Source organism: Brevibacillus brevis (genome assembly GCF_900637055.1).
Classification (GTDB): domain Bacteria; phylum Bacillota; class Bacilli; order Brevibacillales; family Brevibacillaceae; genus Brevibacillus; species Brevibacillus brevis.
In genome coordinates this window covers 1,099,733-1,124,108 of the sequence record NZ_LR134338.1, presented here as the reverse complement: position 1 = coordinate 1,124,108, position 24,376 = coordinate 1,099,733, and the positions used below count along the sequence as shown (strand labels likewise).

Sequence of the window (24,376 nt, the reverse complement as noted above, 5' to 3'; positions counted from 1 at the left end):
ATTTATTACATAATAAATTACGCATAAGTCAATACTTTTTTCTTTTAGTGGAAGGTCAAAAAGTTTTAAACATAATTAATAGCAAAAAAGCCGCCAATTGTCCAGACAACAAAAGTGACCGGTCGATTGACAGCTCTATATCATCGCTATCCGACAAACGAATAGCGCTCGATTTTCTATGTTGATCGTGTCTTAGGAGCAGCGCTTGAGAGCAGCGAATTGTTTCGGTTCAATCGCCAGTAGATGACAATCTCCATTCGGGATAAACAATTTGTAGGAAACTCCCTTTGGCACAATGATAAACTCTCCGGCTTCCACCCATATATTACGCTCGTGGTACATCATCAACACTCTTCCTTTGACGACAAACAGCAGTTCATCTTTCTGGTCATTTTGTTGCCAAGGATACTCACCTTGCAGCTTCTCTAGCTTAATAGACGTATCATTCATCTCTCCGACAACCAGAGAGCCCCAGGAATCTTGCAAGCGTGATAAATGTTGTGCGATGTTTACCTTTTCCATGATGATCCTCTCCCCTTTGCACTCTACGATATTATAATTTGCAAGAGAGAGACATAGTAGCGAAATGATAAATCATCTCATAAGGCGATGATAAGATACTGAAATTTCTGATACAAAACAACTGTCATCCAAAATTAATCGGAAAAGTCTCGAAACAGCACATCCAACTCCTTCTCGTCGTACCTATCACCGTCACTTATAAATTTTTCGATCTCTATCGTACCGTCCTCCATAATCTCGATCTCCCATCTTTGACCAGGGACAGCTACCTCGATCATGATGCTTTCACTCCTTATTTTACTCAAGCGATAAAAGATATGTCGCTCCTCCAATTTGTTTAGCAAATCGTTCAACTCATTTAGCCGCTCCATAGGCTCACCCCGTATTCATTTCTCGCAAAATAAAAATGGGCAGTTGCCTTAATGGACTGCCCCTAGAATAGACTGCTTGTCTTCATCGTCTCACTGCTCTGTCGTGCCAAACCGTTTGGCATTTCTCGCGCGAGCACGCTCGATTTCGACTTCTCGATTGCGTGGCTCTGCATTCGTCACCAGCGAATCCAAGAGATTTTTCGCAACAACGGAGACCTCTTGGACCGCGCGGTGAAAAGCCTCTTCATTGGCCTTCGAAGGCGTGTTGAAGCCCGAGAGCTTTCGCACGAATTGCAGGGCTGCTGCTTGAATCTCATCTTCTGTCGCGGGTGGGTCGAAGTTGAACAAGGTTTTGATGTTTCGGCACATCGCTTACACCTTCTGTTCCTTTTTTTGTATCATTTTACTATACGTGATCGTTGAATCGCTAGATGAGAGGAAACGGAGTGAAGCACAATTATGGCCAAACGCGCATTAACCTATGCCCTCCTGATCATGTCCATTCCTGTTGTTGTAGGAGGATGTACGGAGTTCTTCGGGACCATATCAGGCAGGATACAAACGAACCAAGATGCGATTGCTTACATCCATCAAAAATATAACATTCCTTTAGAAGATTTGAAGGCTGACATGCCATCATTTCGTTACGGGATGAATCGGTATTTTACGAGAGTCCACGATGTCAAAAACAAGAAAGTGTATGAGTTAACAGTAAGGCCCATGCCTGATAACCATGTGCCTGTTGTAGAAGAGTCACCTTTCAATCCACAGGAAGCAGCGTCTAACTAACAAAATCTTCCCCGCTTCACTTCGGAAGGATTGAGTCCATACTGCTTGCGAAACGCCTCGGAGAAATGACTGAAGTTGGAGAATCCCACGATGAGTGCAACCTCACTGACATTCAGATTGCCCTCCCGCAGCAATCCAAGCGCTTTTTCCAAACGCCTTTCCCGCAAATAGGCAAATACACTCGTCCCGAACTCTTCTTTGAAGCCGATCTTCAGCTTGTATTCATTGAGCTGTGCCATACGCGCCAGTTCGATCAGAGAAGGCGGAGACTCCATATTTTCGAGTAGAATGTCACGGGCGTTGTGAATCTTTTCCCGATCACTCCGAGATAACTGTGTCCTTGGTCGATTCTCTTCCCGCTCGAACAAAAACGTATCCAGCGCCGACGACACAATCTCCAGAATCTTGCCTTCCGTATGCAATCTACGCAGCTTCAGATGAGAGGATGAAAAATCGTTCAACTGCTGGAGCATCCGAGCCATATTCGGTTGCAACGGCATCCGAAACAGACGATAGGCTTGATTGCCAAGCAGCCCTTGAAATGAATACGCTGCTCCCACATCGCTCTCAGCCACCCAATCATTAAATTGCTCCACGGAAATACCGATCCCGACAGATCGATGAGGAACATCCGCCCGGTACATAAAATGCGCATGAAAGTCGTTCATCAATTGAAGGGAGCAGCTCCCAGGCAAAAACTCGTGCTGACTTCCCGAAACGACGAACTCCCCGCTCCCCTCCAAACAAAAGCTGAGCTCAACCATGGCTGCCTGCGACTGTAAATTCATGACGCGGTTTTCCTGAAGGGAATAGCTGGATTCGACCAGCTCCAATCCCGGTCGAGGAATCACTCTCCGAAGGTAGCCATCACTATTCGTCAGTGTATACCGATTCGCTTCGGACACAATGCGATCACTTTTTGTAGAGGGCAATGCATTGATATAGCTATCGTATATGGAATGTACAGATGCTTGATCCATGACCTTCTCCCTGCCTAACCATATGTAGGATATTTTTGCAAATGATTCTTATTCTCATAATAGTTACACAGGCGACTATCTGCAACTACAAAAGCTGCCCCTCAGAGCATTGGGCAGCTTTCTTTTTCACGATACTATTTATACTCATAAAAACAAGGATAAGAATAGGCGAGAAATTCAAAGCCTTTTTTCTCCAAAATCGGTCGACTCATCGGACTTGCATCCACCATCAACAGCGGATACCCGCGTTCCTGTGCTGCTTGTACCCGTACTGCCACGAGGGCCGTATAATAGCCTTTATTTCGGAAGTCAGGCAAAGTAGAGCCTCCCCACAGACTGCCGAAGGACGTATTCTCATGCAAATACATCCAAGCTGCACTCACTGCCTGATCGCCACTGTACGCAGCGTACACGAGCAGGTGCTCAGGATCTTCCGCCAAATCCCGTTTTAATCTCGCAGCAAGCTCCGCATTGACACTGCCCCATAGCTGCTCCTTCAGCTGCATGATATCATCAATGCCCGCCGAGTCTGTGATTTGCCGTATCTCTGGCGGAATGACAAGGCTTCGCAACTCCTCTGCCTGCGCCACCTCCAACACAAGCAGCGCCTCCTCCTCATCAACTGTAAAACCATGGCCTTTCAGCCTCTCAAGCAAATTAGCCGGTTGATCATAATCAAACAGCTTCCACTCAAAGGACTGCTGAAGACTTGAGAAATAGGCAAGTTCCTGCTTGATCACTTCCTCTGCATTTTCTTCATACAGCCTGGAAAACAAGACCACTCCTGAATCATCCGGGGTTGGCGAGACGTGGCGAACAAGGTGTTCTGTCTCCTCCCGTCGAAGTGGCGGATAGGTGATTTCCACTCTCATCTCTTTGTCAAAAAGCTGCAATACCTCAGTCTTATTCATGTTTTCTTCCTCCCTTGCCTATGTCAGGACTAGTGCAGAATGTTCAGCAAAAACGTTAATGTACCTATACTGATAACCGTCGTAACCAACACGCTGCTAGAGACGAATTGTGGTCGCATATTGAATTGGATCGCATAAATCGCAGTGGTTGCGGCAGAAGGCATGGCTGCCAGAACGACCAGCACCTTTTGCAGCAGCGGATCAATCGGGAATAACAGACAGATGAAGTACGCCAAAAGTGGTGACGCCACCAGCCGAATGACACTCGCAGCACTGAGTCCCTGCCACTCTAGCGCTTTCGTAGATACATTGGCGAGCTGCATGCCCAAAATGAGCATCACAACTGGAATCGCCGCCTGTGCAACGAGATCAATCGCTTGGTAGTAGCTTTGCGGGATGACGATTTGCAGTTGTTGCAGCAAAATCGCGAGAACCACAGCGTAATTGGACGGCTGCTTGAAGATCGCCTTGATAGCCGTCCCCATTCCATTCCCGCCTCTGGAGGCAAAATACACACCGAATACGCCCATCATGATCGAGTGGAAAACCATGATTTGCACCGCATACGTAAAGCCAGCCTCTCCGAAGGCGAACAAAATAATCGGCGTCCCGTAGTTGCCACTGTTCATGAAGGCGGTCGCGAGCATCAGCGCGCTTTCCTGTTGCTTGTCGTATTTGAACAATCGTGCCGTCAACTGCGTGATCACAACGAGAGCAGCCAGCAAGAGCAGCGAAATCACGACGATATAAAATAATTGCAAGTCGAGCTCTGTTTTGTAAAAGGTACGAAAGACGAGCGCCGTCGACAAGATGTAAATCGCCAAAGAAGAGATCGGCTTCAAATCCATTTTGAAAATGCGCTGCAAAATATAGCCGCTAAGAAAAATGAGCAGGACAGGCAGGATGACTTCCACAAATATCATGACTCTTCCCTCCTACCGTGCTGCTTCCATGAAGCTTTTGACCTCAGACAGCGTCGGCAGGGCGGGAATGGCGCCCGTCCGTGTTGTTGTTAGCGCACCTGCCGCATTGGCAAAGCGCACCATGTCCTCTAATGCGGCTTGTGGGATATCCAGCATACTTTCCCCCGCCTCAAGAAGCTGATAGAGCAGTGCGCCCACAAACGCGTCTCCCGCTCCAGTCGTGTCGATCGCGGTTACTTGAAAGCCACCGACTGTACCGAATCGATTTCGTGTGCGGTAAAAACACCCCTTTTCCCCCAGCGTGACAAAAACAGCCTGCAGATCATATTGCGCAAGCATCCACGCTGTCGCTTCCACGACATCCTCGCTCCCCATGAGAAAAGCCAGCTCTTCCTCGGACAGCTTGACAATATCAGCCTGCGCCACTCCTTTGAGGGCCATAGCCTTCGCTTCCTCCAGATTCCCCCATAAGGACGCTCGAATATTCGGGTCAAATGAAAGGAGCCGCTGATGCTTTTTCGCGTACTCGACGGCTTTCCAGGTTGCTGATCTGGCTGGCTCATGCGTCAAGGACAACGTACCGAAATGAAAAATGGCAGCCTGTGCAATCAACGCCTCGTTCACGTCTTGCTCCCGCAGCATAATGTCTGCACCCGGATTGCGGTAAAAGTGAAAAGAACGATCGCCTGTCTCATCGAGATGGACAAAAGCCAATGTCGTAGGCGCTTCCTCCGTGAGTACGAGCCCTTCTGTGCCAATATTCTGTCGGATCAAGGTCTGTTGCAAAAAACGCCCGAACACATCGTTTCCCACCGCACCGATAAAGGAAGTCCGCTTCCCAAAGCGCGACAGGGCGGCAAGTACATTGGCAGGCGCTCCTCCAGGGTTTTGCTTAAATGCAACGCTGCCCGGCTTTTCCTTCTGCTGTACAGGTGTAAAATCAATTAATAACTCGCCACATGCAACCACATCTACCATGTTGATTTCCTCCGATGACCGTGATAGCTCCAGTATGTCACAGGTTCTTTTTTTTGCCAATGAAAGCCAGCGGCTGTATGTTGATGCTTCCATTTGGTAAAATCAAGAAACGAGGTGATTCGCTGTGAAAAGTTTTGGGTTTACCATTTTTGAACCAGTTGGAATAAGAACTGATTATCCTTTGGTTGATTTGGAGAAAAAACAGGTGACAGCAAGAATCTTCTATAAAGATAAACTTCTGATGACGGTGCTCGTTGATTTACGATCAAATCATATTCAAAAGGAAGGAAATCTATCAGAAGTTGCTCACCTCACTACTCCAGATGGAATGAAGATCGTAGATGAAGAGAGAGAAATTAGCATCATAAAGAGCCAAGCTGAATTCTTTATTGAAAACAGAATTTCAAATCCTACAGAACACGAAGAGCAGCTCATAAAAAATCAATTAAGGAAATAAAAGAAATGGCTAAAGATCCAGACATGATCTGTGATCTCTAGCCATTTCTTTTTAATAGATCGTCAAATCCCACGCGGAGGGACGGCAGCCATAATGCCTCCTGACACGCCGCTTTTCGCTGGCACACCCACAAAAGCGGCAAAATTGCCGGAAGCTCCAAACAAATTGGAAGGGATGGCGCCTGTGAAAGGCGAATAATTCCGAATTCCATACCGAAAGGAGTCGTACCATGAATTTTAATCTGGATGAAGCGATTGAGGTTCTTGAGCGTACGCCACAAGCATTGGAATATTTGTTAACGGGCTTATCGGATGGGTGGTTGCTGCACAACGAAGACGACGGCACCTGGCATGCCACCGAAGTGATTGAACACCTGATCGAGGCTGAGAAAACGAATTGGCTCCCACGTCTGGTGATCATTCTTCAAGAGGGAGAGAGTAAACCGTTTCCTCCATTTGATCGGTACGCTCACTTACAGGAAACCTCGGTTAGATCGTTCGAGCAAAAGCTGCAGGAATTCAAAACGCTCCGTGTACAAAACATAGCCAAGCTGCGAACGCTCGTGGAACCGGAAAAGCATCTGGAATTAACCGGACTCCATCCCGCTTTTGGGGTCGTAAAAGTACGGGAGTTGCTCTCTACGTGGGTCGTTCATGATTTAACGCATACGGCGCAGATCGTACGGGTCTTGGCCAAGCGGTACACGGCGGATGTTGGACCTTGGCGGGAATATTTAGGTATCCTGAACAAATAATCGAACAGGCAGGGGTAGCTCTGGACGCAAATGTACGTCATCGCTGCCACTGCCTGTATTTTTTATGGCAAAAACAGCTGCGGAACGGTATACAGCGCTGGGGCACCACCCGTATGCAGGAACAATACGTGATCACTCTTCTTAAAATACCCTTCGCGAATTAAGCCGATCAACCCCGCCATCGCCTTTCCGGTATAGACTGGATCTAGCAAAATTCCCTCGGTTCGAGCGACCAGCTGAACAGCTTCGATCATGCCATCCGTCGGAATCGCATAGCCTGGCCCGACAAATCTGTCGTCGCAAAGCACGGCTTCTGCTTGTATGTCCCCTTGCAAACCAATCAGTGAAGCTGTACTGCGAAGCAATCCCATCACCTTGGCTTCTTGTGCAGCCCGATCTCGACTGACATTGATCCCGATTACTTTTGTGTTAGACTGACGCGCCATAAATCCCGCAAGTAAGCCTGCTTGGGTACCGCCGCTTCCCGTTGCCGTTACGACATAATCGTAAGGAGTCGTTGTTTCCCATGCCTGCTGCTCGATTTCCTCCGCGCAAGCCATGTATCCCAATGACCCGACTTCGTTAGAGCCTCCTACAGGGATCAGATATGGTTTTCTGCCTTGTTTTCGCAGACTTTCAGCGAGTTCTTCCATCGCTGCAAGCAAATCTGCCTCTGCGGGAATGACCTCGATTTTTTCTGCTCCGAGCAAGTGAAACAACAGATGATTGCCGCTCGCTTGCGGTTGGTAGCCGCCCGTCTCAGGCGCGGACAGCACGAGCTGGCAGTGCAGACCTTCGCGGACTGCCGCCGCCAGAGTCAACCGGCAGTGATTGGATTGGACAGCTCCACATGTAATCAACGTGTCTGCCCCTTGCTGGATTGCCTCCGCTACCAAATACTCCAGCTTTCGTGTCTTGTTTCCCCCTGCTGTCAAGCCAAGCATGTCGTCTCGCTTGATAGAAATGCTCGGTCCTCCCAACTCCTTGGACAGTCGCTCCAGCCTTTCGATTGGTGTAGGTCCGTGTGTATAAATTTTTCGCTGGTAACGGATATGGTTCATGCCCTTCGTTCCCTTCGGTTTGGAGTGTGATTTGGTATTCATACGCTTTGTGTTGTACGAATTCCTTCGCATTATGTGACTTTGTTACAGGCAAAAATAAGATTGCCCGGTACAATGGGTCTCGTAAACCACAAAAGTTAAATAGCTTGAGCTCAGAGCGCCTCTTTTTTGGGCGTTCTTTCCTGAAAAATTTGTCGAAAATTTAAATATTTTGCAATTGTAAATATAAGGAATAACAGGGATAATATACTCGATAGACTGTAACCCAATTTCAATCGTGGAGGGAAATCTATGAAAACACTCCTGCGAATTGCCATCGCCTTAGCCATGGTATTAACCATGTCAAGCGGTGCTTTTGCTGGTCCAAATCCTGCCGCTTACGAGGCAAAGTTTGTAGGATTAAAGGAAACTTACAATGCTGGTGAATCGATTAAGCTATCCGTAGAAACAAAAACAGCCGGGCAGATTACCGATGCCAAGTTTTTGCTGAAAACAATTGGTGGCAATGACAAGGATAAGATCACCAGTGTCCGAACTACCCATAGCAAAACCAAAGCTACCTATACGACCACAGGTTACCTGAAGCCTACCTCCCAAGGTATCTACTTGCTCGCTTACCAAGCCACTCACAAGAGCTTTGAAGGAGAAAAGAAAATAGAACTCACTGCAACTCTTTCGATCAAGGATCCAAATAAAATCACCTTGAATGTCACACCGAACACCATCCATGTCAAAAAAGGCAAAGAAGTGCCTATCCTCATCACATACAGTTCAAAAGCCACTCCTCAATTCACTTACAGTACACAGGTTACTGAGCTTTACACCAAGCGAGTCGGCAATGAAAACAAGAAAGTCGTACTCTTCAAAGCTGAAAAAGCCGGAAAATTTACAATCAATATCACTGCAAAGAACAAATACGATGAGGTCTCTGAAGCAGTCGAAATCGTTGTTTCGGATTAAAAGACAATATCGAGCACTATCATTTCTCACCATACCAAAAATCCCGTCCCCTTTTTATAGGGCAACGGGATTTTTGCTGATTGGCTCTATTTCCATCCGTGATAGTATCTACACTTTCGCCAATGCTTCTCTCAATCGTTCCCGATGCACCCATAACGGCTTACGCAGTCCAGCCTTCTTCACGATGCCTTCTACAGTTAGCTCATGGAGCGCCTCTGTTACGGTTTCACGAATACACCCCATCATTGTCGCCAGCTCCTGATGCGTAAGGTTCACTGCCAGCTCGACCCATTCTGGTGCGTCAGCCTTGCGCTCTTCTCCATATTTCTCGCACAGCCTGCCGAGCAAATATACGAGACGCTGTCGCACACTTCCATACGCCATGAGCTCCATCATTTCTTCTACCTCTTGCAAACGATTCGAGACAATCTCGATAAAATGCAAGGCAAGCCTCGGCTTCTCTAGCATCAGCTCTTCAAATTGTCCTTTATCAATCGAACAAATCAGCGAATCTTCCCACGCTTCGGCGTACATATTGGTTGAACTAATCGTAAACGAGCCGATCTCGCCAAACACATGGCCTGTGCCGAGCAAATCAATCGTTAGCTCTTTGCCGTCAGCCGAAAGCTTGTATAAGCGAACCTTCCCAGCCTTGATCAAAAACAACCTTTTCTGCTCCAGGTGAGGGGAGGAAATCATCGTTCCTTTTTTGACTACTTCCATAGGGGTCGCCGGTTCCAATTGGGCTAGCTCCGCTTCACTTAACGTCTGAAACAAATTGATGCGAGATAAAAACTTCTCCTTTTCGATCACTGTGTACTTCCTCCTGCTCACTGTAGGCTGAACTACATATTATATAGATCACTCCCATTATACTCCTCGTTAGGAATGGATTTCGAATGAACAAAGGAGTGTAAATCGTTGAACACATTCATGATAATTCTTTCACTGATTTTGGCTTTGATGTTTTCTATCTCGGTGTTAATGAAGTTTTTACGTGCAAAATCTATGCTCCAGCACTGGAAGGAATATGGGTACCCACTTTGGTTTATGGACGTGATTGCTTCACTTGAGCTGGTCGGAGTCATCGGCGTAATTAGCTCCTTTTGGATTCCTGGAGTATTAACACTCGCTTGCATCCTTTTCGCCATCCTCATGCTTGGTGCTATCCATGCCCATCTTTTTCGGGCAAAACATAAGCCCGTCATGGCGATAAATGCGGTATTTATGCTTATTTGTTCGTTGCTTCTTCTTTGGATTTAATCGTTTCCGTGTGCTTTTGAGGGAAAGCAAACAAAAAAGGCTATCTCCTGAGCTTCGGGACTGACCCCCGTTTGTAGGACAGGGATCAAAACACCTTACAAGTTTAAGCAGCCAGTCGTCGGAATTCAACCGGCGACTGGTTGTTTAGTTTCGTTTGAATACGAATTGAGTTATAGTAGGTAATATAATCTCGAATGGTTTGTACAACGATTGCCGTCGTTGTACTCGTAAGGCCTTCGAGATAGAACGTTTCAGACTTTAGTGTGGAATGAAACGATTCGATGGGGGCGTTATCAGCGGGCATTCCCTTGCGGGACATGCTCATGATAATGCCTTTTCCTTTTACTGCCTCTTGGTAAGCTTGAGACGTGTACACACTGCCTTGATCACTATGCAACATCATTCCTGGTCGATTAGGAAGTTGATTTAACGTATCTAAGACAAACGAAGTGTCTTGTTTATCTGCTATGGTGTAAGCCACAATCTCCCCATTGTACAAATCTAAAATACTTGATAAGTACAACATTTTCCCACCAAACGGCAAATACGTAATATCTGTCACTAGCTTTTGCATCGGAGCTTCAGCATGAAATTGACGTTGTAGCAGATGTTCAGCGGATTGTGAAGGTTGCCCCGTTGGTTTACGTTTCTTGATGCGGACTCGACATTGCAGTTGTTCTACTTGCATAATCCGTTGCACACGCTTGTGATTAATTTGTTGTTCAATCCGAAGGAGTGCGGTGATCTTTCGATAGCCATAACGAAATTTATGTAGGGAACATAGCTGTCGAATCTTCTCGACTATAGGGTCCTTCTGTTTCGTTTTAAACACTGACCTCCACCGATAATAGGTGGATCGCGCAATACCCAACCAAGCGCAAGCTTGGGTAATATTCACTTCTCCTTTGATGGATTCCATCCATGTGACCATGATTCTAGGTGTCACCTCCTTTCCAATTCCGTGTACTTTTTTAGCACATCCAGTTGTTGTTTCAAAAAACGATTTTCTGCTTTCACTTTCTCAAGCTCTGAAGTGAACTCAGGACCTTTGCCAAAGCTGTATTGTTTGCCAACAGGTTGTTCTAGTCGATGAAGCTCACCCTCTCGATACCACTTCATCCAGACTTTTAGCTGAGTCACATTGCGGATTCCGAGTTTCTCCATAACCTCCTTCACTGGAACACCTGCCAATCTCATTTGAATCGCCTGCATCTTGATTTCCACGGGGTAACTCACTCTAGTTAACAATGCAAAAACACCTCCAAGATTGTCCCCATATCTTACGACATGGTTTAGTTCTCTTGAAGGTGTTTTGATTTGTCTCACATTACGGGGTCAGTCCCCTTCCTTGGAGACTAGCCTTTTTCTCATGGTCATTTATGCTTGCTTAAGCAAAAACTGCTTGCCATATTCCCCATGATCCAGAATCGTCGGATGCTCGATCTGAATCGTCGAATGGTCAATTCCGTACTTCGTTTGCAGAATGTGGTTAATCGCCAGAATGACACAATACGGCTGGATGCCTTCCCGAACGAACACATGCGCTGTCAGGGAGTAATGCTCCGTGGATACCGCCCACAGGTGCAGCTCATGAACATCCTCCACGCCCTCTACTTCACTGAGGTCCTGACGGATTTGCTCGAGATCAAACTGCTCTGGAACAGATTCCATCAATACGAGCAGCGACTCACGAATGATTTTGGCGCCACCTGTAAAAATAATTCCCCCAATCACCATGCTGATCAACGGGTCGAACAAATAGTAGCCTGTCATGTAAATGAGAATCGCCGACGTAATTACACCGACTGAACTGAGCAAATCTCCAATAAAATGCCATAACGCGCTTTTTACATTGAGGTTGTCTTCTTCCTTCATGCTGCGGGAAAGTACAATAGTCAGCACGACGTTTACAACCAAACCGATGGATGCAATGGTCAGCATCAACTGCAAATCAACGTCTTGCGGATTGATCATCCGTTTGATCCCTTCAATGACAATCCCGATCGAAATCACGGCAAGAGCCAAGCCATTCAAGAACGAAGCAATAATTTCAAAACGGAGAAATCCGAATGTGTACTTCTTATTCGGCTTGCGTGTCGCCATATAAATAGCGGTCATACTCAACCCTAAAGCAAAGACGTCAGAAATCATATGGGCGGAATCGGACAGGAGCGCAAGTGAATTGGACATCAAGCCTCCCACAACCTCCACGATCGTAAAAAACAATGTCAATAGGAGCGTAATCCACAGTGTTTTCTTCGATGTTTGCTGTTCTTTCACATGATCAAGATGATGATAATCACCCTTTTTCATACGTATCACCTCTGTCTATTTAATTATAAAAATTATAATGTAAGAATTAATGTAATCATATCCTCTTTTCCAACGATATTCAAATGAACATTTTATGGATCATACAAGTGATTTTCATTACCAGTTGTGTCTTACAAGACAAAAAAAGCCTCATCCAAAAGGATTAGGCTGATCATTCCTTATGATGATTCCCTTCCAAAATCCGTCGGATTTTGCCCTTGTACTGGGTGAGCAAACGGCTGGCATCTTCTGCTGGCAACCCAGTCTTTTGCATCACGATCGCCAGTTTTGCGTCACCGTCTGCCTTGTGCAACAGTACGTCTGCCTCATCAGTAGAGACATTGGTCGCTTCTGCCACGATTTGTTTTGCACGTTCCTTCAGTTTCTCATTGGTTACCTGCACATTGACCATCAAATTTTTGTATACTTTCCCCAACCGTACCATGCATCCGGTCGTAATCATATTGAGAACCATCTTCTGCGCCGTAGCTGCTTTTAAGCGAGTCGATCCGGTCACCACCTCTGGCCCTACTACCACATTAATCGCGACATCCACACCTTGGCTGATCTGCGCCATCTGGTTGCAGGACAATGAAATGATTTTTGCCTGCTGCCTTCTTGCTTCCGCCAATGCTCCGATTACATAGGGTGTCCGACCACTCGCCGCAATGCCCACCACGGCATCCCCTGCCTTTACGCCATAGGCGATCACATCTTCCCTGCCGTTCTGCTCAACGTCTTCGGCTCCTTCGACTGCCCTGACGATTGCTTTTTCCCCGCCTGCTATGACTCCCTGCACCAATGAGGGGTCCGTCCCAAAGGTTGGGGGGCATTCAGCAGCATCGAGCAAGCCCAATCTCCCACTCGTTCCTGCTCCAAAATAAAAGAGTCTTCCGCCGTTTTCCAGACATGCTGCGATCAAATCAACGGCCGCTGCAATCGAAGCCAGCTCCTTTTCAACGGCAAACGCAACTGTTTTATCCTCTTCATTCATGATCTGGATAATTTCCATCGTAGAGAATTTATCCAGCTCTTCCGTATTCCGATTTCTTGTTTCTGTCGTTAAATCACGCAGGTGAAACTCCATCCAGTTACCTCCCACCCATCTACACTCATCTTCTCTTTCTACCCTACACCATGCTGCTTTTTCTCCGATGGAAACAGGCTGACCGGAAGATGTCCAGCTGCCTTTCGTTCCCCGAACAAAATGTCTGCCACAAGCTCTATGGCCTGGTACGTATGGTCATAAACGGCGAGATACGCATCGACCTCTGGCATTACCAAGAGATCATACGGGTTTCGCAGGGCGACAGCCACGACCTTTTTCCCCTGTTGAACGAGCCGGTTCACCAGCAATGATTGGCCTTTAAAGATATGGGCATTGTACGTAAAAACGACGATTTGCTCTGTGGCTGACATCACATGCGCCACAAGCTCCACTTCTTCCTCTGTCGGGTTGAGCGTCGACATCATCTGGTATTCAACTTCGCGATATTTTCTTATTGGTGCAACCAAATCGCCAGAAGCTGCTTGCCCATCCTCTGCCAAAGTCAGGTTGGCAATCCCCGGAAAAATCACGCCTAGCGGTTGCTTGCTTCTCTGCAAAGGAAGCAGCTGATGTTCATTTTTCACCAAGGTTATGGCTTGGGCGAGCGCACTTCTCGCCATGTCTGCATGTTGGACACGGTCAAAGGAAGGGCCTTTTGCTCGCAAGCAATGCTCCCACGAAAGAAATCGTTTCTTTAATTGAAGCACGCGATTTACTGCTTCGTTGACCCGCTCGTCTGACAGTTCCCCCGAATGAATAGCCGCAACGAGTCGTTCGTACGTTTTTTGCTGAACTTCATGCGTGTGGGAAACCAGAACAAGATCGATCCCAGCCTGCACACAACGCACCGCCGCTTCCGCAACCCCAATGGTACCCGCAATGGCAGCCATTTCCATACAATCCGTAATCGCGACCCCATCAAATCCGAGCGACTCACGCAATATTCCCGTCACGATCTCCTTGGAATACGTAGCAGGAGAACCCGACTCATCCATACTCGGCAAACTGATGTGTCCAACCATAACCATGGGGACTCCTGCCGCGATACTGCGCTTGAATGGAACCAACTCAACCTGATCCAGTCGCGTCCGATCATGCCCAAGCACAGGAACGGCCTCATGAGAATCGGTGCTCGTATCGCCATGACCGGGGAAGTGTTTAATAGAGGGAATGACACCACTCGCAAGCAAGCCTTGAATGGCGGCCTCACCAAACCGCGCCACCTGCTCTGGCGCTTCTCCAAAAGACCGCACCCCAATAACCGGATTGTCCGGATTGTTGTTCACATCGACCGTCGGCGCGAAATTGACTGAAATCCCTGCTGCACGCAGCTCCTCACCTGTTGCCTGATAAATGCGCTTGGCTTGATCGAGATTGCCTGTGGCACCCAAAGCCATCGCTCCGGGAAAGCGCGTCGCCGCTTTTTGCAGACGGGAGACCACGCCATTTTCCTGATCGGTCCCGATCAACAGCGGATAGGGATGCCAAGACTCATACGCCCAGCTCTGGAGCTTTCGCACGCGCTGATAGGTCTCCTCCGGTGTCCCGATATTGCGGCTAAAAAGAATCACGTTTCCGATCTGCTTTTGTTTGATCCACGTTTCCATTTCTTCGGGAATATCCAGCGTAGGGTAACCGATCATCAGCAGTTGCCCAACCTTCTGTTCCACTGTCATATGTTCGGCTTGCATGGAATCCTCCTTCCTACCGACTTGCTCTTGTTAAGGGAATGCTTTGCCGTACTTCGCATACTGCTTCCAGCTGCGATACCCGAGCCTCGCATAGAAGTCGACCAGCGTCGTCCAGTCGATGACAATGTTTGAAATACCGCGATTCCGCAAAGCCACAATGCCTGCCTCCACAATCGCCAGTCCCAAGCCTCGTCCTCTATACTCCGCATCCACACCCAACGGACCGATGCCGCCCAGCCCATCTGCAAACAATGGTGCCCAGTAGACGTTTTGGGCAACAAACGGAGAATCGGCATCATTGATCCGGCAAAAACCGACGATCTCATCGTGCACCTCCACAACGACGAATTCGCGTCCGGTTCCTCCCCGCTGGAAATAGTGAGTGGCTTCATACTCCCAGCGTCCGGGAAAGCATCGATGCAAAAAGGTCAAAAAGGCATCTTCGTCCTCCCTCGTCAACAGTCGAAAGCGGCCATCTGGTACCTCTGGCAATTCCAGCTCCGCTGGCTCGAGATACTGGCATAACAGATCGTTCTCCAATCGATCCTCCGAGTGATACCCTTGTCGCTCAAACCACGCTTTTACGCCCGCAGATTCATCGGGTATACCCGGGAAATAATGATACGGATCGCGTCCCAGCAAGACCTTTTCCACCCCTTGCTCTCGCAACGCATTTTCTGCCCTTGCCAGTAATTCACGCCCGACCCCTTGCCCGCGATGTGCTGTAGACACGAGCAAAACCTGAATCCAGCCAATGCCTTTTCCCAACTGAATGTCGAGCTTTTCCTGCCAGCATTTGGCCACGACAAAACCGACAGGACACTGCGTCACAGCATCTATCGCAATCCACGACCCGGCTTTGACTACATTCTGATCCTCGAAGCTGTTTTGCCGCATGAGCCCAGGCCGCATCGGAAAGCGATCACCCAACTCCTGATTCCACAGCTCGCACAGAGTGTCCGCATATAGATCGTCCCAAGGTACGTATTGCATCGGATGCTTGCCTCCCTTACGCCCTATTTCAATCCAGAAGTTTTGGAGCCTTCCACAAAATATTTCTCGGCAAACAAAAACACGATCAAAATCGGGATCAAGCTGATTAATGCCCCTGCCACCAGCAGTTGATCCTCTGTCTTGTACTGACCGCTCAAAGACAAAATCCCGATCGGCAGTGTAAAGTTCTCGTCCGAAATGAGATAAATGACTGGCGCCAAAATCTCATTCCACTTCCCCATAAACGTAAAAACCGCCAGTGTTGCCAAGGAAGGCTTGCACATCGGCAAAAACACCCGCCAGTAAATCTGGAACGGATTGCAGCCATCCAGCTTTGCCGCTTCCTCGTAATCCTTCGGGATGTTCAAGAATGCTTGCCTCATTAAAAAAATGGCAAACGGCTGTCCGAGCCACTCCAAAATCCAAAGCGGGGCCAACGTGTCGAGCAGTCCCAAATTTTTAAAGATAATAAACTGCGGGACTATCGTGACGATCCCCGGGATCATCATCGTTCCCAGCACGATCATGAACAGCGTGTCGCGGAAAGGAAAGCGCAGCCTGGCAAAGGCAAAGGCAATCATCGAGCTGGACAATAAGGCCCCGATAACCGAAAGAATCGCGACAATCAGACTGTTGATTGTATAGCTGCTAAAATTCGCCTGTTCCCACACGGTTGTATAGTTGCTCCACTGTGCTGGATTGGGCAGCCATTCTGGCGGAAATTGCATGTACTGCTTGTAAGTTTTCAGCGAGTTAAACACCGTCGTCAAAAACGGAACCAGCATAATCAACGCACTCGCTATGACAAACAGGTATCCAATGATTTTATTTAGAGGGAAACGCTTTTGCATGGCTACCTCCTTGCCTCTTAATCATAATGAACCCATTTCTTTTGCAGCTTGAATTGGATGAGCGTAATGGCAAGCAGGATGAGGAACAACACCCACGCGATGGCAGAGGCGTAGCCCATTTTGAAAAAGCTGAATGCTTGACGGAACATGAACAGCATCAGGACGAGGCTGGCGTTATTCGCACCACCTGTCGAGCCTGCCTCCGTAGAGCCCCCGGTCATGACAAAAATCTGCTCGAAGTTTTGGAAGGAGTAAATCGTATTCAAGATGACGACCAGAAACGTCGTGCCGGAAATCATCGGGACTGTCACCCGCCAAAACCTTTGCCAAGCGTTTGCTCCATCAATCGAGGCTGCCTCGTACATGTCAGAAGAAATTCCTTGCAGCCCAGCGAGAAAAATAATCATCATATAGCCGACCGATTTCCAGATAGCGATGAGAACCAAGACCGGGATGACCCAGAATTCATCAATCAGCCAGTTTTGCGGGGCTAGCCCAAGTTTAGACAAAAAAGCATTGGCAAAACCGATCCGCTGGTTAAACACCGCATCCGCTACATACGCGATTACCGTCCATGAGGAGATAACCGGCAAAAAGTGAACCATCCTGAAAAATTTCAGGCCCTTCAGCTTTTGATTCAGGGCCACTGCTAACAGCAACGCCAAAAACGTTTTGGCCGGAACGTACAGGATCGTAAAATAGACCGTATTCCATAACGCGCGATAAAACAGCGGGTCTTCAAACAGCTTTTCATAATTGTCCAAGCCAGTCCATTTGGGCGGATTTAAAATATCGTAGTCTGAAAAGCTGAAGTACAATGACGCGACCGATGTTCCCACGACGAACACGAGAAAGTGGATGAGATAAGGGGAGACCAGGAGCAGTCCCCATCTCCCCTCGCTATCCAACCATTTTCTCTTTTTCACAGCAGGCTTCGACTGTTGCTTGGTTTGCAGCTCTAGCATGGTTGGCACACATCCTCACTGATTGATGACTACTGCTTCTTGAAGAAGTCATCCAGAACTTTTTGAATGCCTTCGTCTGTTTTCGTGATGAATTCATCCGTTCCGTATTTATCCATGAACAGTTCCGCCAGATTATCCGTGAACACCTTCACCCACTCGGTAAAGACAGCGTTGGTATCAATCGTGCCCGCGAACTCCAAGGTGTCGAGGAAGACTTTTTTGTTTTCCGGCTTCGTGGCTGGGTTTAGGAACATTTCGGAATTCGCCACTGATTTTTTCACCGGAATGGCTTCCCCTACTGCTGTCCACTCTTTTTGTGCTTCATCTGATGTCGTCCAGTATGTGATCCATTCTTTTGCGGCTTTGACCTTCTCTTCCTCTGCTTTTTTGTTGATGACCCATGAGTTGGCGATTACGGGTGCGAAGCGTTTGCCGTCCGGTCCTTTTGGCATAGGAGCGACATCGTAATTCAACCCTGCACCATTCATCGAGGTTGTTGCTGCGTAAATATCGATTTGCATCGCCACAGCCCCGCTCAAAAACGCTTTGAAGTTGCTTTGGAACGCCTTTAGGTCAGCCGGGTTCGGGAAAAGCTTGCGCTGCATGCCGTCGACCATCCACTCGACCGCTTTTTTGTTCTCTGGGCTGTTGATAATCGATTTTGTCAAAGTCGGGTCCAATACTCCGCCACCATACGCTTTCAAGATGTTAAACGCACCGCGTGAGCTACCAAAAAACGCGAAGCCGTACTGCTTTACTGATTTTTTGTCAAAAGCAGGATCATCTGCATTTTTCCCGTTGGCATCGAGGGTCAGCTTGACGGAAGCTGCCTTCAAATCATCCCAGGTCCAATCTGCAGTAGGATAGGATACACCCGCTTTGTCGAACAAATCCTTGTTATAGAAAAGGGCTCCGACCTGGATGCCCTGCGGCACGCCCCAATACTTCCCATCTGAGTCCTTGTTGAACTCCAGACCGTTGAGCTCCTCTTTGCTGATTTCTTTCGTGACGTAGTCGGTGATGTCGAGAATTGCGCCGCGTTGGGCGTACCCAAATACTTTTGTCCCGTCGCTCTGCCAAAGATCAGGGGCATTCCCGGCTGCGATCTGAGTCGTCAGCTTTTGATAGAAGTCATCATATGGAGCCGTCATCGTTTTGATTTTGATGTGAGGATGTGATTGTTCGAATTTTGCAATAATTCCTTCCATCTTTTTCTTCGTGGGTGGATCAGAACTGTAGCCCATATATAATTCGACTTTGTCCCCCTGCTGTGTGGAGGACTGGCTGCTACATCCAGAAATAAGCAATGCCGCGGCTAAGCCAATCAAACCGAGTGCTGAGAGAAACCTTCTCTTTTTCATGGAAAACCTCCCCAATTGCAATAAGTAGAAAGCTTGCATAGCTAACGATATATCCAAACATCTAACGTTCTTGACTGATAAGGATAAAAGGATAAAGGCAGGAGTTTGTGTATTCTAAGGAGGATTTGCTTATTTGTATTGCTCCCGAACAGCTTTACGCGTCTGGCGCAAGTACGCAGCAGAGACATCGTAATTTTTGGCAGCAACACCTCTAAACAAGATGTCGATCACATTGAGTTGTGCGATTCGTGAGGAAGTGGCGGCACTGCGTTCATCCGCTTCTGTTGAAAACGTGGTTAAGTGAATATCCACGCATTCCGCCAAGGAGTTTGTACCGTATTTGGTAATGCCGATGGTCACAGCTCCCGATTTGCGGGCTTGTTTCATCGTCGTAATGATCTGCGAGGTTTCCCCCGAATTCGAGATGCCGACTGCCACATCACCAGCCGTCAAGGTGACTGCCGAAGTAAGCTGCAAGTGGGAATCCGAATGGGCCGTGCACATTTTATTGATGCGCAAAAATTTATGTTGGGCATCCTGGGCAACCAATTGAGAAGCACCCACTCCGTAAAAATCAATCCGGGTGGCACGATACAACTCACCAATCGCCTGCTCTGCGTATGATGGCAGCCTGGCTGGATTCGCTTCTTTCCGCGAGTTCCTTGATGGAAAGACGAATCACCTCATCCGGATTGGCTAAAATGTAATGTGCTGCGTTTTGTTCAGAACGCTTGATATTGTGCAATGATTCGCGGATGCGCAGCAACCCGCCATTTAACACGATACCACCCCTTTAGTCTCGAGAAATTGTTAAAGCGCTTACATTCAAGTGTTACTTTGGCAATTCATTACATATTTTGTATTATAGACACTTGAAATAAAATATCAATATGAATTGTCAAATTTGAAATAAAATTTCAAAACTATTTTTCGACACTTTCTTCCGTTGTTTGTCTTGTTATCATTTTTTACAATTTTTACAGTTACTTATACGGATCTCTTTCCGTATTAATCTATGTACGCCCAATTGACAATTAATGGGGATGATTGAAAATGTCCAAACGCAAAGCACTACCCTTCACCCTGATAGCGGTACTCCTTTTGTCAAGCACACCTGTTCTGTCAAACGAAGCCGCGGCAGCCTCTTCCCACAAAGCGAAAGCAACTGTAACTGCGAGCAAGTTGGAGGAATTATCTATAAAAGATCTGAATCAGAAAACAAAAGCGACGCTGAATCACGTCAAGGAAGTCATGCCTGACCTGAAAAACTATCACATCGCCTCCATCCTAAAAGAGAGTGTCGTCACCACTTCTGGTCCTATCGATCGTCTGGAAATACTCTTGTCGAGCACACGAGAGGGTACTAGCACACATTTCGGCGTTATCCATGTGAACGCAAGTACGGGAGAGCTGATCGGCGTCGACATTCAAAACAAACTCCCCTCTTCGAAAGAAGTTTTCAGTGAACAGGATGCGATCAAAAAAGGCAAGGAGCATCTCAAACGCTTATTTGGAAAGCAAGCCGAAAAATACAAGTTCTCAGAGATCCACTCCTCTACTTCCCAGGATAACAAGAAACAGATTCTTGTGATTTACACATCCACGGACCATTCGATCAACGTGACCATGGATAGTGTCGGAGAATTAAAGGCTTTCAAAAAAAACATCTACCCCGAAGCAGCATTAGAAGGCAACAACAAATAATATGGACCTTTTGTCCAATAAAAAAGAGACGGTTCTGCCGTCTCTTTTTTGATGCTACGAAACCAACCTTACAACCCTGTAATATTCTGTAAGGTAAATCAATTTCCCATTTCTCTCCTTTCGATTACGATTCTCCTGTTACATGTAAAGGAGGATCACCAAAAATGAATGGCATGGAAATCAACATTCACTATTTTCGCTTGATTAATGACTTGGGGAAAGAGTATCCGGCTCTCAATCCCGTCTCTTTTTACGTAGCGGAATACGCGGTGTTTATTCTGGCGTTGAGTGCTTTGGTCTATTGGTTTACGAGAAAACATGAGAATCGCATCATGGTCGTTTGTGCGGCGTTTACGTTTGTTCTCGCTGAGCTATTCGGGAAAGTAGCCGGAAGCTTTCATGCGAACAATCAGCCATTCGCAGAGCTTGCGAACGTCAATCAATTGGTACAAAAAGCGGTCGACAATTCGTTTCCCAGCGACCATACGATCCTGTTTTTTTCCTTTTGCATGACCTACTGGCTTTTTAGAAAGACGACAGGGCCACTCTGGATTCTGCTTGCTGCTTGTGTCGGTCTTTCTCGTATTTTGGTAGGCGTTCATTATCCGGCAGATGTCATTGTGGGTGCCCTGATCAGCATTGGGTCTGCCTTGGCGGTCTATATGATCGTGCCGAGATTGAGTTTTGTTCATACTCTACTTGCTTTCTATGAAAAAGGAGAGCAAGTAATCTTCCCTGCCAAATCGAAGACGAGAGACGTTTGATTCCCCGCTACGTCTCTGTCATCGTTCCACCATAGACATGCAATACCTGTATCGAAGGAAAATGACATGTATGTATGACATGACCTTTTCCCATTAGGAACCAACCATTTAGGAGACAATCATCTTGATGAACTGAAGAATAAGAGGAACACCTTGTACAGGAATGTCACTCAGAATCAAAACTCCCGGCTGGACAACATATAAATTGGGAGGCTGAAGCATTCCATTTATGAAAAGATTCACAACAGAAACTTCATTCGGGTCCAGAATACCGGAAGTACTGAATGTCATGACAGCATCACTGTTGGTATACATGTTTTTGACTCCATCTGAAATTGCCGTATACTGATAAGTTTCTGTTCGTATTAAACCGGGAGTACATGGACATGGGGGGCATGGCGGACACGTTGGGGAGGGTTTTACTGGGAAAATTCCGGGACAACCTAATGGCTGGACGATTTGCAGACTCTGTCTCCTCACTGGGTATGACTGTGTGACATAGCGTCTCATGAAATCACTCGTCCTTTCTCGAAGTGCTTCGACCGCTCACTCCGATTTACACATAGGAGTGAACCCCAGGCACATTCCATCCACCTGGGGCCACCATCCTATTCACCTTAGTTAACGACAAATTCTACAACTATGGGTGTACCACCGTTTTCGGCATCTCCATCTGGAATTGTAATCGCCGTCGTTGTGATTGTGGAAGTATTACCTGCCTGAATCACCCCATTGATGTAGAGATTGTAAAAAGCAAACGTCCCAGGAAATGCTGTCGCAGCAGTACCCGCGTCATTGGTAAAGGCTGTTGCCGCAATGGCAAACGTAGCACCAGTACCAGTTCCAGCGCCCATGGTGGACGTAAATCTCAATGAGGCTAGATACGGTTTAACAATCGGCATTTTGAACACCTCCTCCTCTATTTATTCCCTACTAGTTAATGACTTGTTTCGTCCGATTGAAACCGACAAATGCCAGTAGAAACCTGCACATTTTTCCTTGAAAGAATATAATTGGAAAACGAAATCACCCCCCCACTTTTACCAGTAGGAGGGCTACATGATTTTTAATCTTGAAACAGTACTCGCAACTGCTCTTTCTCTGCGTCACTCAGTACGTATTCTGCCATCGGGAACAGCACACTCTCTTCTTTAAAGAAATGTTCCATGAGTATTTCTACTGACTTCAGCAAATGAGTGTGGACAGCTGCTATTTCAACAGGTTCAGACTTTTCCATTTCCACAATTCGAATAAACGACATCAGGCTTTCCTTAATAAGATCATGCTCTTCCTCCATGGCAGCAATCGGTCCCATTTCCCGTTCGATATAGTTAGCCATCAGGGGATACAGGCCTTCCTCCTCGCGTCTGGAGTGATGCTCCAGTTCCGAAAAAAACGTGGACCCCAGCTCATGAAGCTCCGTTAAGCCTTTCTTTCTTCTAATGGGTTCTGCAGTAGATTTCAGGTTAGTTGCTAGATGTATGAGCTCATTCATCTGCTCAGCCAATGATAGGTGCTCGTCTTTCAATTTTTCCAGAGCTGGACACAGCTTCCTCTTCCCTTCAAACTCCTGCATCATCCCCATACATCCTATAGGCGGTGGTCTCATCACAATCCCTCCATCTACTAGTGGAAGTTAGTTACGAAAAGAAATGCGATACGCTAGCTGTCCCCGATTATCCCTAGCAACCATTCGAATACAGTCTTCCTCTTGCGAAAAAACAACCGGTCCATTCTGGATGGGAATCGCAACAAACTGGCAAGGATTAAAGTAGAGTCGCAGATGCTCCTCATCCTCCGTGATCTCCCATTTTGCCAGCCGCCTTTCCAAGAGAGCCGGACTATGTGGTTCGGCATCATCTGCCAAATCTTGAATGAGTATCCCCATTTTTTTATCCACCAAGGAAGGCAGCTCTTGGTGAAGCTCGGCAATCGTTCGCTTACTAGGATTCATGGCAACTGATCACACTTCCTTCCCCGGATTATTTCACTTGTTCTCTTCGATCTCGCTGGTCTTTTCTAAATACCATCCATGCCAGTGGGAACAACACCACCGCAGCACCGCTGAGCAATAGCACCTCCATATATCGCTGTGCAAAATACATATTGACTGTGTACTGGGTGCACACAATGCTGGCGAATAGGATCAAGGCCAATAGGATGACACCTCTATAGCTGCTCTTCATAACTTTTCACCCCTACAGCGTATACGGCTCCATCTTTCTCTTGAATAACTATTTCCGGCAGTGGTCTTCTCGGCGGACCAGCGAGCGGATTACCTGTAGCAATATCAAATTTTCCATGATGGCAAGGACATAGCAGCTCTTTCTCATCTCGGTCCCAAAATACCGGACAACGCAGGTGGGTACATGCATTTTGATACGCCTTGTATTCTTTTTCCTTCACATATACGAACAACGCGCTGTCATGCTCTCCTGGATAGTTAAACTCAATCGCATCTCCAGGTTTTATATCGCTGAGATTCGCGATTTTTTGTGTGGGATACGACTTGCTGGATGAACTCATCAGCTCCTTGGCAGCTAATGCCCCCCATGGCAGAGTTGATGCCGCGAAAAGACCGGCTGCTCCTACCATTGTTTTCATAAAACTCCGTCGATCCAGACTACGCTCATTGGAACGATTGATGTTATGCGTGTAATTGTCATCCTTCAACGGAATTGGGCGGGTTTTCTCGTTCTCCATAAGGTATTTCTCCC

32 protein-coding genes and 1 pseudogene are annotated in these 24,376 nt (G+C 47.2%); 7 read left to right on the top strand and 26 right to left on the bottom strand.

Annotated features, from left to right (window positions below; genetic code table 11):
- Positions 1–192 precede the first annotated feature (192 nt).
- The 3 genes from EL268_RS06010 to EL268_RS06000 form a co-directional block, all read right to left on the bottom strand.
- Positions 193–522: a cupin domain-containing protein gene (locus tag EL268_RS06010; protein ID WP_106653825.1), complete on the bottom strand. Its 330-nt coding sequence runs from the start codon at positions 520–522 to the stop codon at positions 193–195.
- A 134-nt stretch (positions 523–656) separates the two neighbouring features.
- Complete coding sequence (locus EL268_RS06005) at positions 657–893, bottom strand: hypothetical protein (RefSeq protein WP_106653824.1); 237 nt, start codon at positions 891–893, stop codon at positions 657–659.
- 90 nt (positions 894–983) lie between these two features.
- On the bottom strand, positions 984–1,262 hold the full coding sequence (locus EL268_RS06000; RefSeq protein ID WP_106653823.1) for a DUF2277 domain-containing protein: 279 nt from the start codon (positions 1,260–1,262) through the stop codon (positions 984–986).
- A 90-nt stretch (positions 1,263–1,352) separates the two neighbouring features.
- On the opposite strand from EL268_RS06000, the gene EL268_RS05995 reads away from it, so the two are divergent.
- A complete protein-coding gene (locus tag EL268_RS05995) occupies positions 1,353–1,682 on the top strand; it encodes a hypothetical protein (protein WP_174769424.1) in 330 nt (109 codons plus the stop codon).
- Here EL268_RS05995 and EL268_RS05990 read toward each other — a convergent pair.
- From EL268_RS05990 to EL268_RS05975, 4 genes are all read right to left on the bottom strand, one after another.
- Positions 1,679–2,662: a helix-turn-helix transcriptional regulator gene (locus EL268_RS05990; protein ID WP_106653822.1), complete on the bottom strand. Its 984-nt coding sequence runs from the start codon at positions 2,660–2,662 to the stop codon at positions 1,679–1,681. The genes EL268_RS05995 and EL268_RS05990 overlap by 4 nt on opposite strands.
- 134 nt (positions 2,663–2,796) lie before the next feature.
- Positions 2,797–3,573: a GNAT family N-acetyltransferase gene (locus EL268_RS05985; protein ID WP_106653821.1), complete on the bottom strand. Its 777-nt coding sequence runs from the start codon at positions 3,571–3,573 to the stop codon at positions 2,797–2,799.
- 29 nt (positions 3,574–3,602) lie between these two features.
- Complete coding sequence (locus EL268_RS05980; protein ID WP_106653820.1) at positions 3,603–4,496, bottom strand: AEC family transporter; 894 nt, start codon at positions 4,494–4,496, stop codon at positions 3,603–3,605.
- A 12-nt stretch (positions 4,497–4,508) separates the two neighbouring features.
- Positions 4,509–5,474, bottom strand: a complete 966-nt coding sequence (locus tag EL268_RS05975; protein ID WP_106653819.1) for a PfkB family carbohydrate kinase — start codon at positions 5,472–5,474, stop codon at positions 4,509–4,511.
- 124 nt (positions 5,475–5,598) lie between these two features.
- Between EL268_RS05975 and EL268_RS05970 the strand changes: the two genes are divergently transcribed.
- A complete protein-coding gene (locus EL268_RS05970) occupies positions 5,599–5,931 on the top strand; it encodes a hypothetical protein (RefSeq protein ID WP_106653818.1) in 333 nt (110 codons plus the stop codon).
- A gap of 74 nt (positions 5,932–6,005) precedes the next feature.
- Here the strand turns inward: EL268_RS05970 and EL268_RS05965 are convergent.
- Positions 6,006–6,095 (bottom strand): annotated as a pseudogene (locus EL268_RS05965) (glutaminase); the annotation flags it as partial.
- Between the two features lie 65 nt (positions 6,096–6,160).
- On the opposite strand from EL268_RS05965, the gene EL268_RS05960 reads away from it, so the two are divergent.
- Complete coding sequence (locus tag EL268_RS05960; RefSeq protein ID WP_106653817.1) at positions 6,161–6,685, top strand: DinB family protein; 525 nt, start codon at positions 6,161–6,163, stop codon at positions 6,683–6,685.
- 62 nt (positions 6,686–6,747) lie between these two features.
- Here EL268_RS05960 and cuyA read toward each other — a convergent pair whose 3' ends face one another.
- Positions 6,748–7,746 (bottom strand): D-cysteate sulfo-lyase, encoded by a 999-nt coding sequence (cuyA, locus tag EL268_RS05955; RefSeq protein ID WP_106653816.1) that lies wholly within the window; start codon positions 7,744–7,746, stop codon positions 6,748–6,750.
- Between the two features lie 291 nt (positions 7,747–8,037).
- Here cuyA and EL268_RS05950 point away from each other — a divergent pair, with 291 nt between their 5' ends.
- Positions 8,038–8,706, top strand: a complete 669-nt coding sequence (locus tag EL268_RS05950; RefSeq protein ID WP_106653815.1) for a hypothetical protein — start codon at positions 8,038–8,040, stop codon at positions 8,704–8,706.
- A gap of 108 nt (positions 8,707–8,814) precedes the next feature.
- On the opposite strand, the gene EL268_RS05945 is transcribed toward EL268_RS05950, so the two are convergent.
- Positions 8,815–9,519 (bottom strand): Crp/Fnr family transcriptional regulator, encoded by a 705-nt coding sequence (locus EL268_RS05945; protein WP_106653814.1) that lies wholly within the window; start codon positions 9,517–9,519, stop codon positions 8,815–8,817.
- A gap of 108 nt (positions 9,520–9,627) precedes the next feature.
- On the opposite strand from EL268_RS05945, the gene EL268_RS05940 reads away from it, so the two are divergent.
- Positions 9,628–9,969 carry a DoxX family protein gene (locus tag EL268_RS05940; RefSeq protein ID WP_106653813.1) on the top strand — a complete coding sequence of 114 codons (342 nt, stop codon included), beginning with the start codon at positions 9,628–9,630 and terminating at the stop codon, positions 9,967–9,969.
- A 103-nt stretch (positions 9,970–10,072) separates the two neighbouring features.
- Here EL268_RS05940 and EL268_RS05935 read toward each other — a convergent pair.
- From EL268_RS05935 to EL268_RS33825, 10 genes are all read right to left on the bottom strand, one after another.
- Positions 10,073–11,217 (bottom strand): IS3 family transposase gene (locus EL268_RS05935; RefSeq protein ID WP_106653812.1). Its coding sequence is split into 2 segments (ribosomal slippage): positions 10,073–10,944 and positions 10,944–11,217, totalling 1,146 coding nucleotides; the frame shifts between segments, so codons are not numbered across the junction.
- A gap of 129 nt (positions 11,218–11,346) precedes the next feature.
- Positions 11,347–12,282 (bottom strand): cation diffusion facilitator family transporter, encoded by a 936-nt coding sequence (locus EL268_RS05930; protein WP_106653811.1) that lies wholly within the window; start codon positions 12,280–12,282, stop codon positions 11,347–11,349.
- 172 nt (positions 12,283–12,454) lie between these two features.
- Positions 12,455–13,369: an N-acetylmuramic acid 6-phosphate etherase gene (gene murQ / locus EL268_RS05925; RefSeq protein WP_106653810.1), complete on the bottom strand. Its 915-nt coding sequence runs from the start codon at positions 13,367–13,369 to the stop codon at positions 12,455–12,457.
- 38 nt (positions 13,370–13,407) lie between these two features.
- Complete coding sequence (locus EL268_RS05920) at positions 13,408–15,021, bottom strand: glycoside hydrolase family 3 protein (RefSeq protein WP_106653809.1); 1,614 nt, start codon at positions 15,019–15,021, stop codon at positions 13,408–13,410.
- A 30-nt stretch (positions 15,022–15,051) separates the two neighbouring features.
- A complete protein-coding gene (locus EL268_RS05915) occupies positions 15,052–16,014 on the bottom strand; it encodes a GNAT family N-acetyltransferase (RefSeq protein WP_106653808.1) in 963 nt (320 codons plus the stop codon).
- A gap of 23 nt (positions 16,015–16,037) precedes the next feature.
- Positions 16,038–16,865 (bottom strand): carbohydrate ABC transporter permease, encoded by an 828-nt coding sequence (locus EL268_RS05910; RefSeq protein WP_106653807.1) that lies wholly within the window; start codon positions 16,863–16,865, stop codon positions 16,038–16,040.
- Between the two features lie 17 nt (positions 16,866–16,882).
- Positions 16,883–17,830 carry a carbohydrate ABC transporter permease gene (locus EL268_RS05905; RefSeq protein WP_106653806.1) on the bottom strand — a complete coding sequence of 316 codons (948 nt, stop codon included), beginning with the start codon at positions 17,828–17,830 and terminating at the stop codon, positions 16,883–16,885.
- A gap of 29 nt (positions 17,831–17,859) precedes the next feature.
- Positions 17,860–19,191 carry an ABC transporter substrate-binding protein gene (locus EL268_RS05900; protein WP_106653805.1) on the bottom strand — a complete coding sequence of 444 codons (1,332 nt, stop codon included), beginning with the start codon at positions 19,189–19,191 and terminating at the stop codon, positions 17,860–17,862.
- Between the two features lie 129 nt (positions 19,192–19,320).
- Positions 19,321–19,788, bottom strand: coding sequence for a MurR/RpiR family transcriptional regulator (locus EL268_RS05895; RefSeq protein WP_307724133.1), 468 nt, complete (start codon positions 19,786–19,788; stop codon positions 19,321–19,323).
- A gap of 1 nt (position 19,789) precedes the next feature.
- Positions 19,790–19,972 (bottom strand): hypothetical protein, encoded by a 183-nt coding sequence (locus tag EL268_RS33825; RefSeq protein WP_307724134.1) that lies wholly within the window; start codon positions 19,970–19,972, stop codon positions 19,790–19,792.
- 272 nt (positions 19,973–20,244) lie between these two features.
- Between EL268_RS33825 and EL268_RS05890 the strand changes: the two genes are divergently transcribed.
- Both EL268_RS05890 and EL268_RS05885 read left to right on the top strand, forming a co-directional pair.
- A complete protein-coding gene (locus tag EL268_RS05890; RefSeq protein WP_106653804.1) occupies positions 20,245–20,895 on the top strand; it encodes a hypothetical protein in 651 nt (216 codons plus the stop codon).
- A 164-nt stretch (positions 20,896–21,059) separates the two neighbouring features.
- On the top strand, positions 21,060–21,659 hold the full coding sequence (locus EL268_RS05885) for an undecaprenyl-diphosphatase (RefSeq protein ID WP_106653803.1): 600 nt from the start codon (positions 21,060–21,062) through the stop codon (positions 21,657–21,659).
- Positions 21,660–21,767: 108 nt separating this feature from the next.
- Here the strand turns inward: EL268_RS05885 and EL268_RS33655 are convergent, their stop codons facing one another.
- From EL268_RS33655 to EL268_RS05855, 6 genes are all read right to left on the bottom strand, one after another.
- Entirely contained in the window at positions 21,768–22,169 is a 402-nt protein-coding gene (locus EL268_RS33655; protein WP_106653802.1) for a DUF4183 domain-containing protein, read from the bottom strand.
- A gap of 107 nt (positions 22,170–22,276) precedes the next feature.
- Positions 22,277–22,561 (bottom strand): DUF4183 domain-containing protein, encoded by a 285-nt coding sequence (locus EL268_RS05875; RefSeq protein WP_106653801.1) that lies wholly within the window; start codon positions 22,559–22,561, stop codon positions 22,277–22,279.
- Positions 22,562–22,725: 164 nt separating this feature from the next.
- Entirely contained in the window at positions 22,726–23,238 is a 513-nt protein-coding gene (locus EL268_RS05870; protein ID WP_232030280.1) for a hemerythrin domain-containing protein, read from the bottom strand.
- A gap of 57 nt (positions 23,239–23,295) precedes the next feature.
- Positions 23,296–23,613 (bottom strand): hypothetical protein, encoded by a 318-nt coding sequence (locus EL268_RS05865; RefSeq protein ID WP_106653799.1) that lies wholly within the window; start codon positions 23,611–23,613, stop codon positions 23,296–23,298.
- 28 nt (positions 23,614–23,641) lie between these two features.
- On the bottom strand, positions 23,642–23,845 hold the full coding sequence (locus tag EL268_RS05860) for a hypothetical protein (protein ID WP_106653798.1): 204 nt from the start codon (positions 23,843–23,845) through the stop codon (positions 23,642–23,644).
- A complete protein-coding gene (locus EL268_RS05855; RefSeq protein WP_106653797.1) occupies positions 23,829–24,362 on the bottom strand; it encodes a Rieske (2Fe-2S) protein in 534 nt (177 codons plus the stop codon). Before EL268_RS05855 ends, EL268_RS05860 begins: the two co-directional genes overlap by 17 nt.
- Positions 24,363–24,376 lie beyond the last annotated feature (14 nt).

Excerpts from the sequence above, each read along its gene's own strand:
- EL268_RS05855 (WP_106653797.1), bottom strand. The coding sequence starts at position 24,362 with ATGGAGAACGAGAAAACCCGCCCAATTCCGTTGAAGGATGACAATTAC.
- EL268_RS05875 (WP_106653801.1), bottom strand. The coding sequence starts at position 22,561 with ATGCCGATTGTTAAACCGTATCTAGCCTCATTGAGATTTACGTCCACC.
- EL268_RS05900 (WP_106653805.1), bottom strand. The coding sequence starts at position 19,191 with ATGAAAAAGAGAAGGTTTCTCTCAGCACTCGGTTTGATTGGCTTAGCC.
- EL268_RS05950 (WP_106653815.1), top strand. The coding sequence starts at position 8,038 with ATGAAAACACTCCTGCGAATTGCCATCGCCTTAGCCATGGTATTAACC.
- EL268_RS05885 (WP_106653803.1), top strand. The coding sequence starts at position 21,060 with ATGAATGGCATGGAAATCAACATTCACTATTTTCGCTTGATTAATGAC.
- EL268_RS05905 (WP_106653806.1), bottom strand. The coding sequence starts at position 17,830 with ATGCTAGAGCTGCAAACCAAGCAACAGTCGAAGCCTGCTGTGAAAAAG.
- EL268_RS05975 (WP_106653819.1), bottom strand. The coding sequence starts at position 5,474 with ATGGTAGATGTGGTTGCATGTGGCGAGTTATTAATTGATTTTACACCT.
- EL268_RS05920 (WP_106653809.1), bottom strand. The coding sequence starts at position 15,021 with ATGCAAGCCGAACATATGACAGTGGAACAGAAGGTTGGGCAACTGCTG.
- EL268_RS05995 (WP_174769424.1), top strand. The coding sequence starts at position 1,353 with ATGGCCAAACGCGCATTAACCTATGCCCTCCTGATCATGTCCATTCCT.
- EL268_RS05960 (WP_106653817.1), top strand. The coding sequence starts at position 6,161 with ATGAATTTTAATCTGGATGAAGCGATTGAGGTTCTTGAGCGTACGCCA.
- EL268_RS05865 (WP_106653799.1), bottom strand. The coding sequence starts at position 23,613 with ATGAATCCTAGTAAGCGAACGATTGCCGAGCTTCACCAAGAGCTGCCT.
- EL268_RS06000 (WP_106653823.1), bottom strand. The coding sequence starts at position 1,262 with ATGTGCCGAAACATCAAAACCTTGTTCAACTTCGACCCACCCGCGACA.
- EL268_RS06010 (WP_106653825.1), bottom strand. The coding sequence starts at position 522 with ATGGAAAAGGTAAACATCGCACAACATTTATCACGCTTGCAAGATTCC.
- EL268_RS05990 (WP_106653822.1), bottom strand. The coding sequence starts at position 2,662 with ATGGATCAAGCATCTGTACATTCCATATACGATAGCTATATCAATGCA.
- EL268_RS05915 (WP_106653808.1), bottom strand. The coding sequence starts at position 16,014 with ATGCAATACGTACCTTGGGACGATCTATATGCGGACACTCTGTGCGAG.
- murQ (WP_106653810.1), bottom strand. The coding sequence starts at position 13,369 with ATGGAGTTTCACCTGCGTGATTTAACGACAGAAACAAGAAATCGGAAT.
- EL268_RS05910 (WP_106653807.1), bottom strand. The coding sequence starts at position 16,865 with ATGCAAAAGCGTTTCCCTCTAAATAAAATCATTGGATACCTGTTTGTC.
- EL268_RS05980 (WP_106653820.1), bottom strand. The coding sequence starts at position 4,496 with ATGATATTTGTGGAAGTCATCCTGCCTGTCCTGCTCATTTTTCTTAGC.
- EL268_RS05870 (WP_232030280.1), bottom strand. The coding sequence starts at position 23,238 with ATGATGCAGGAGTTTGAAGGGAAGAGGAAGCTGTGTCCAGCTCTGGAA.
- EL268_RS05985 (WP_106653821.1), bottom strand. The coding sequence starts at position 3,573 with ATGAATAAGACTGAGGTATTGCAGCTTTTTGACAAAGAGATGAGAGTG.
- EL268_RS33655 (WP_106653802.1), bottom strand. The coding sequence starts at position 22,169 with ATGAGACGCTATGTCACACAGTCATACCCAGTGAGGAGACAGAGTCTG.
- cuyA (WP_106653816.1), bottom strand. The coding sequence starts at position 7,746 with ATGAACCATATCCGTTACCAGCGAAAAATTTATACACACGGACCTACA.
- EL268_RS05860 (WP_106653798.1), bottom strand. The coding sequence starts at position 23,845 with ATGAAGAGCAGCTATAGAGGTGTCATCCTATTGGCCTTGATCCTATTC.
- EL268_RS05930 (WP_106653811.1), bottom strand. The coding sequence starts at position 12,282 with ATGAAAAAGGGTGATTATCATCATCTTGATCATGTGAAAGAACAGCAA.
- EL268_RS05890 (WP_106653804.1), top strand. The coding sequence starts at position 20,245 with ATGTCCAAACGCAAAGCACTACCCTTCACCCTGATAGCGGTACTCCTT.
- EL268_RS06005 (WP_106653824.1), bottom strand. The coding sequence starts at position 893 with ATGGAGCGGCTAAATGAGTTGAACGATTTGCTAAACAAATTGGAGGAG.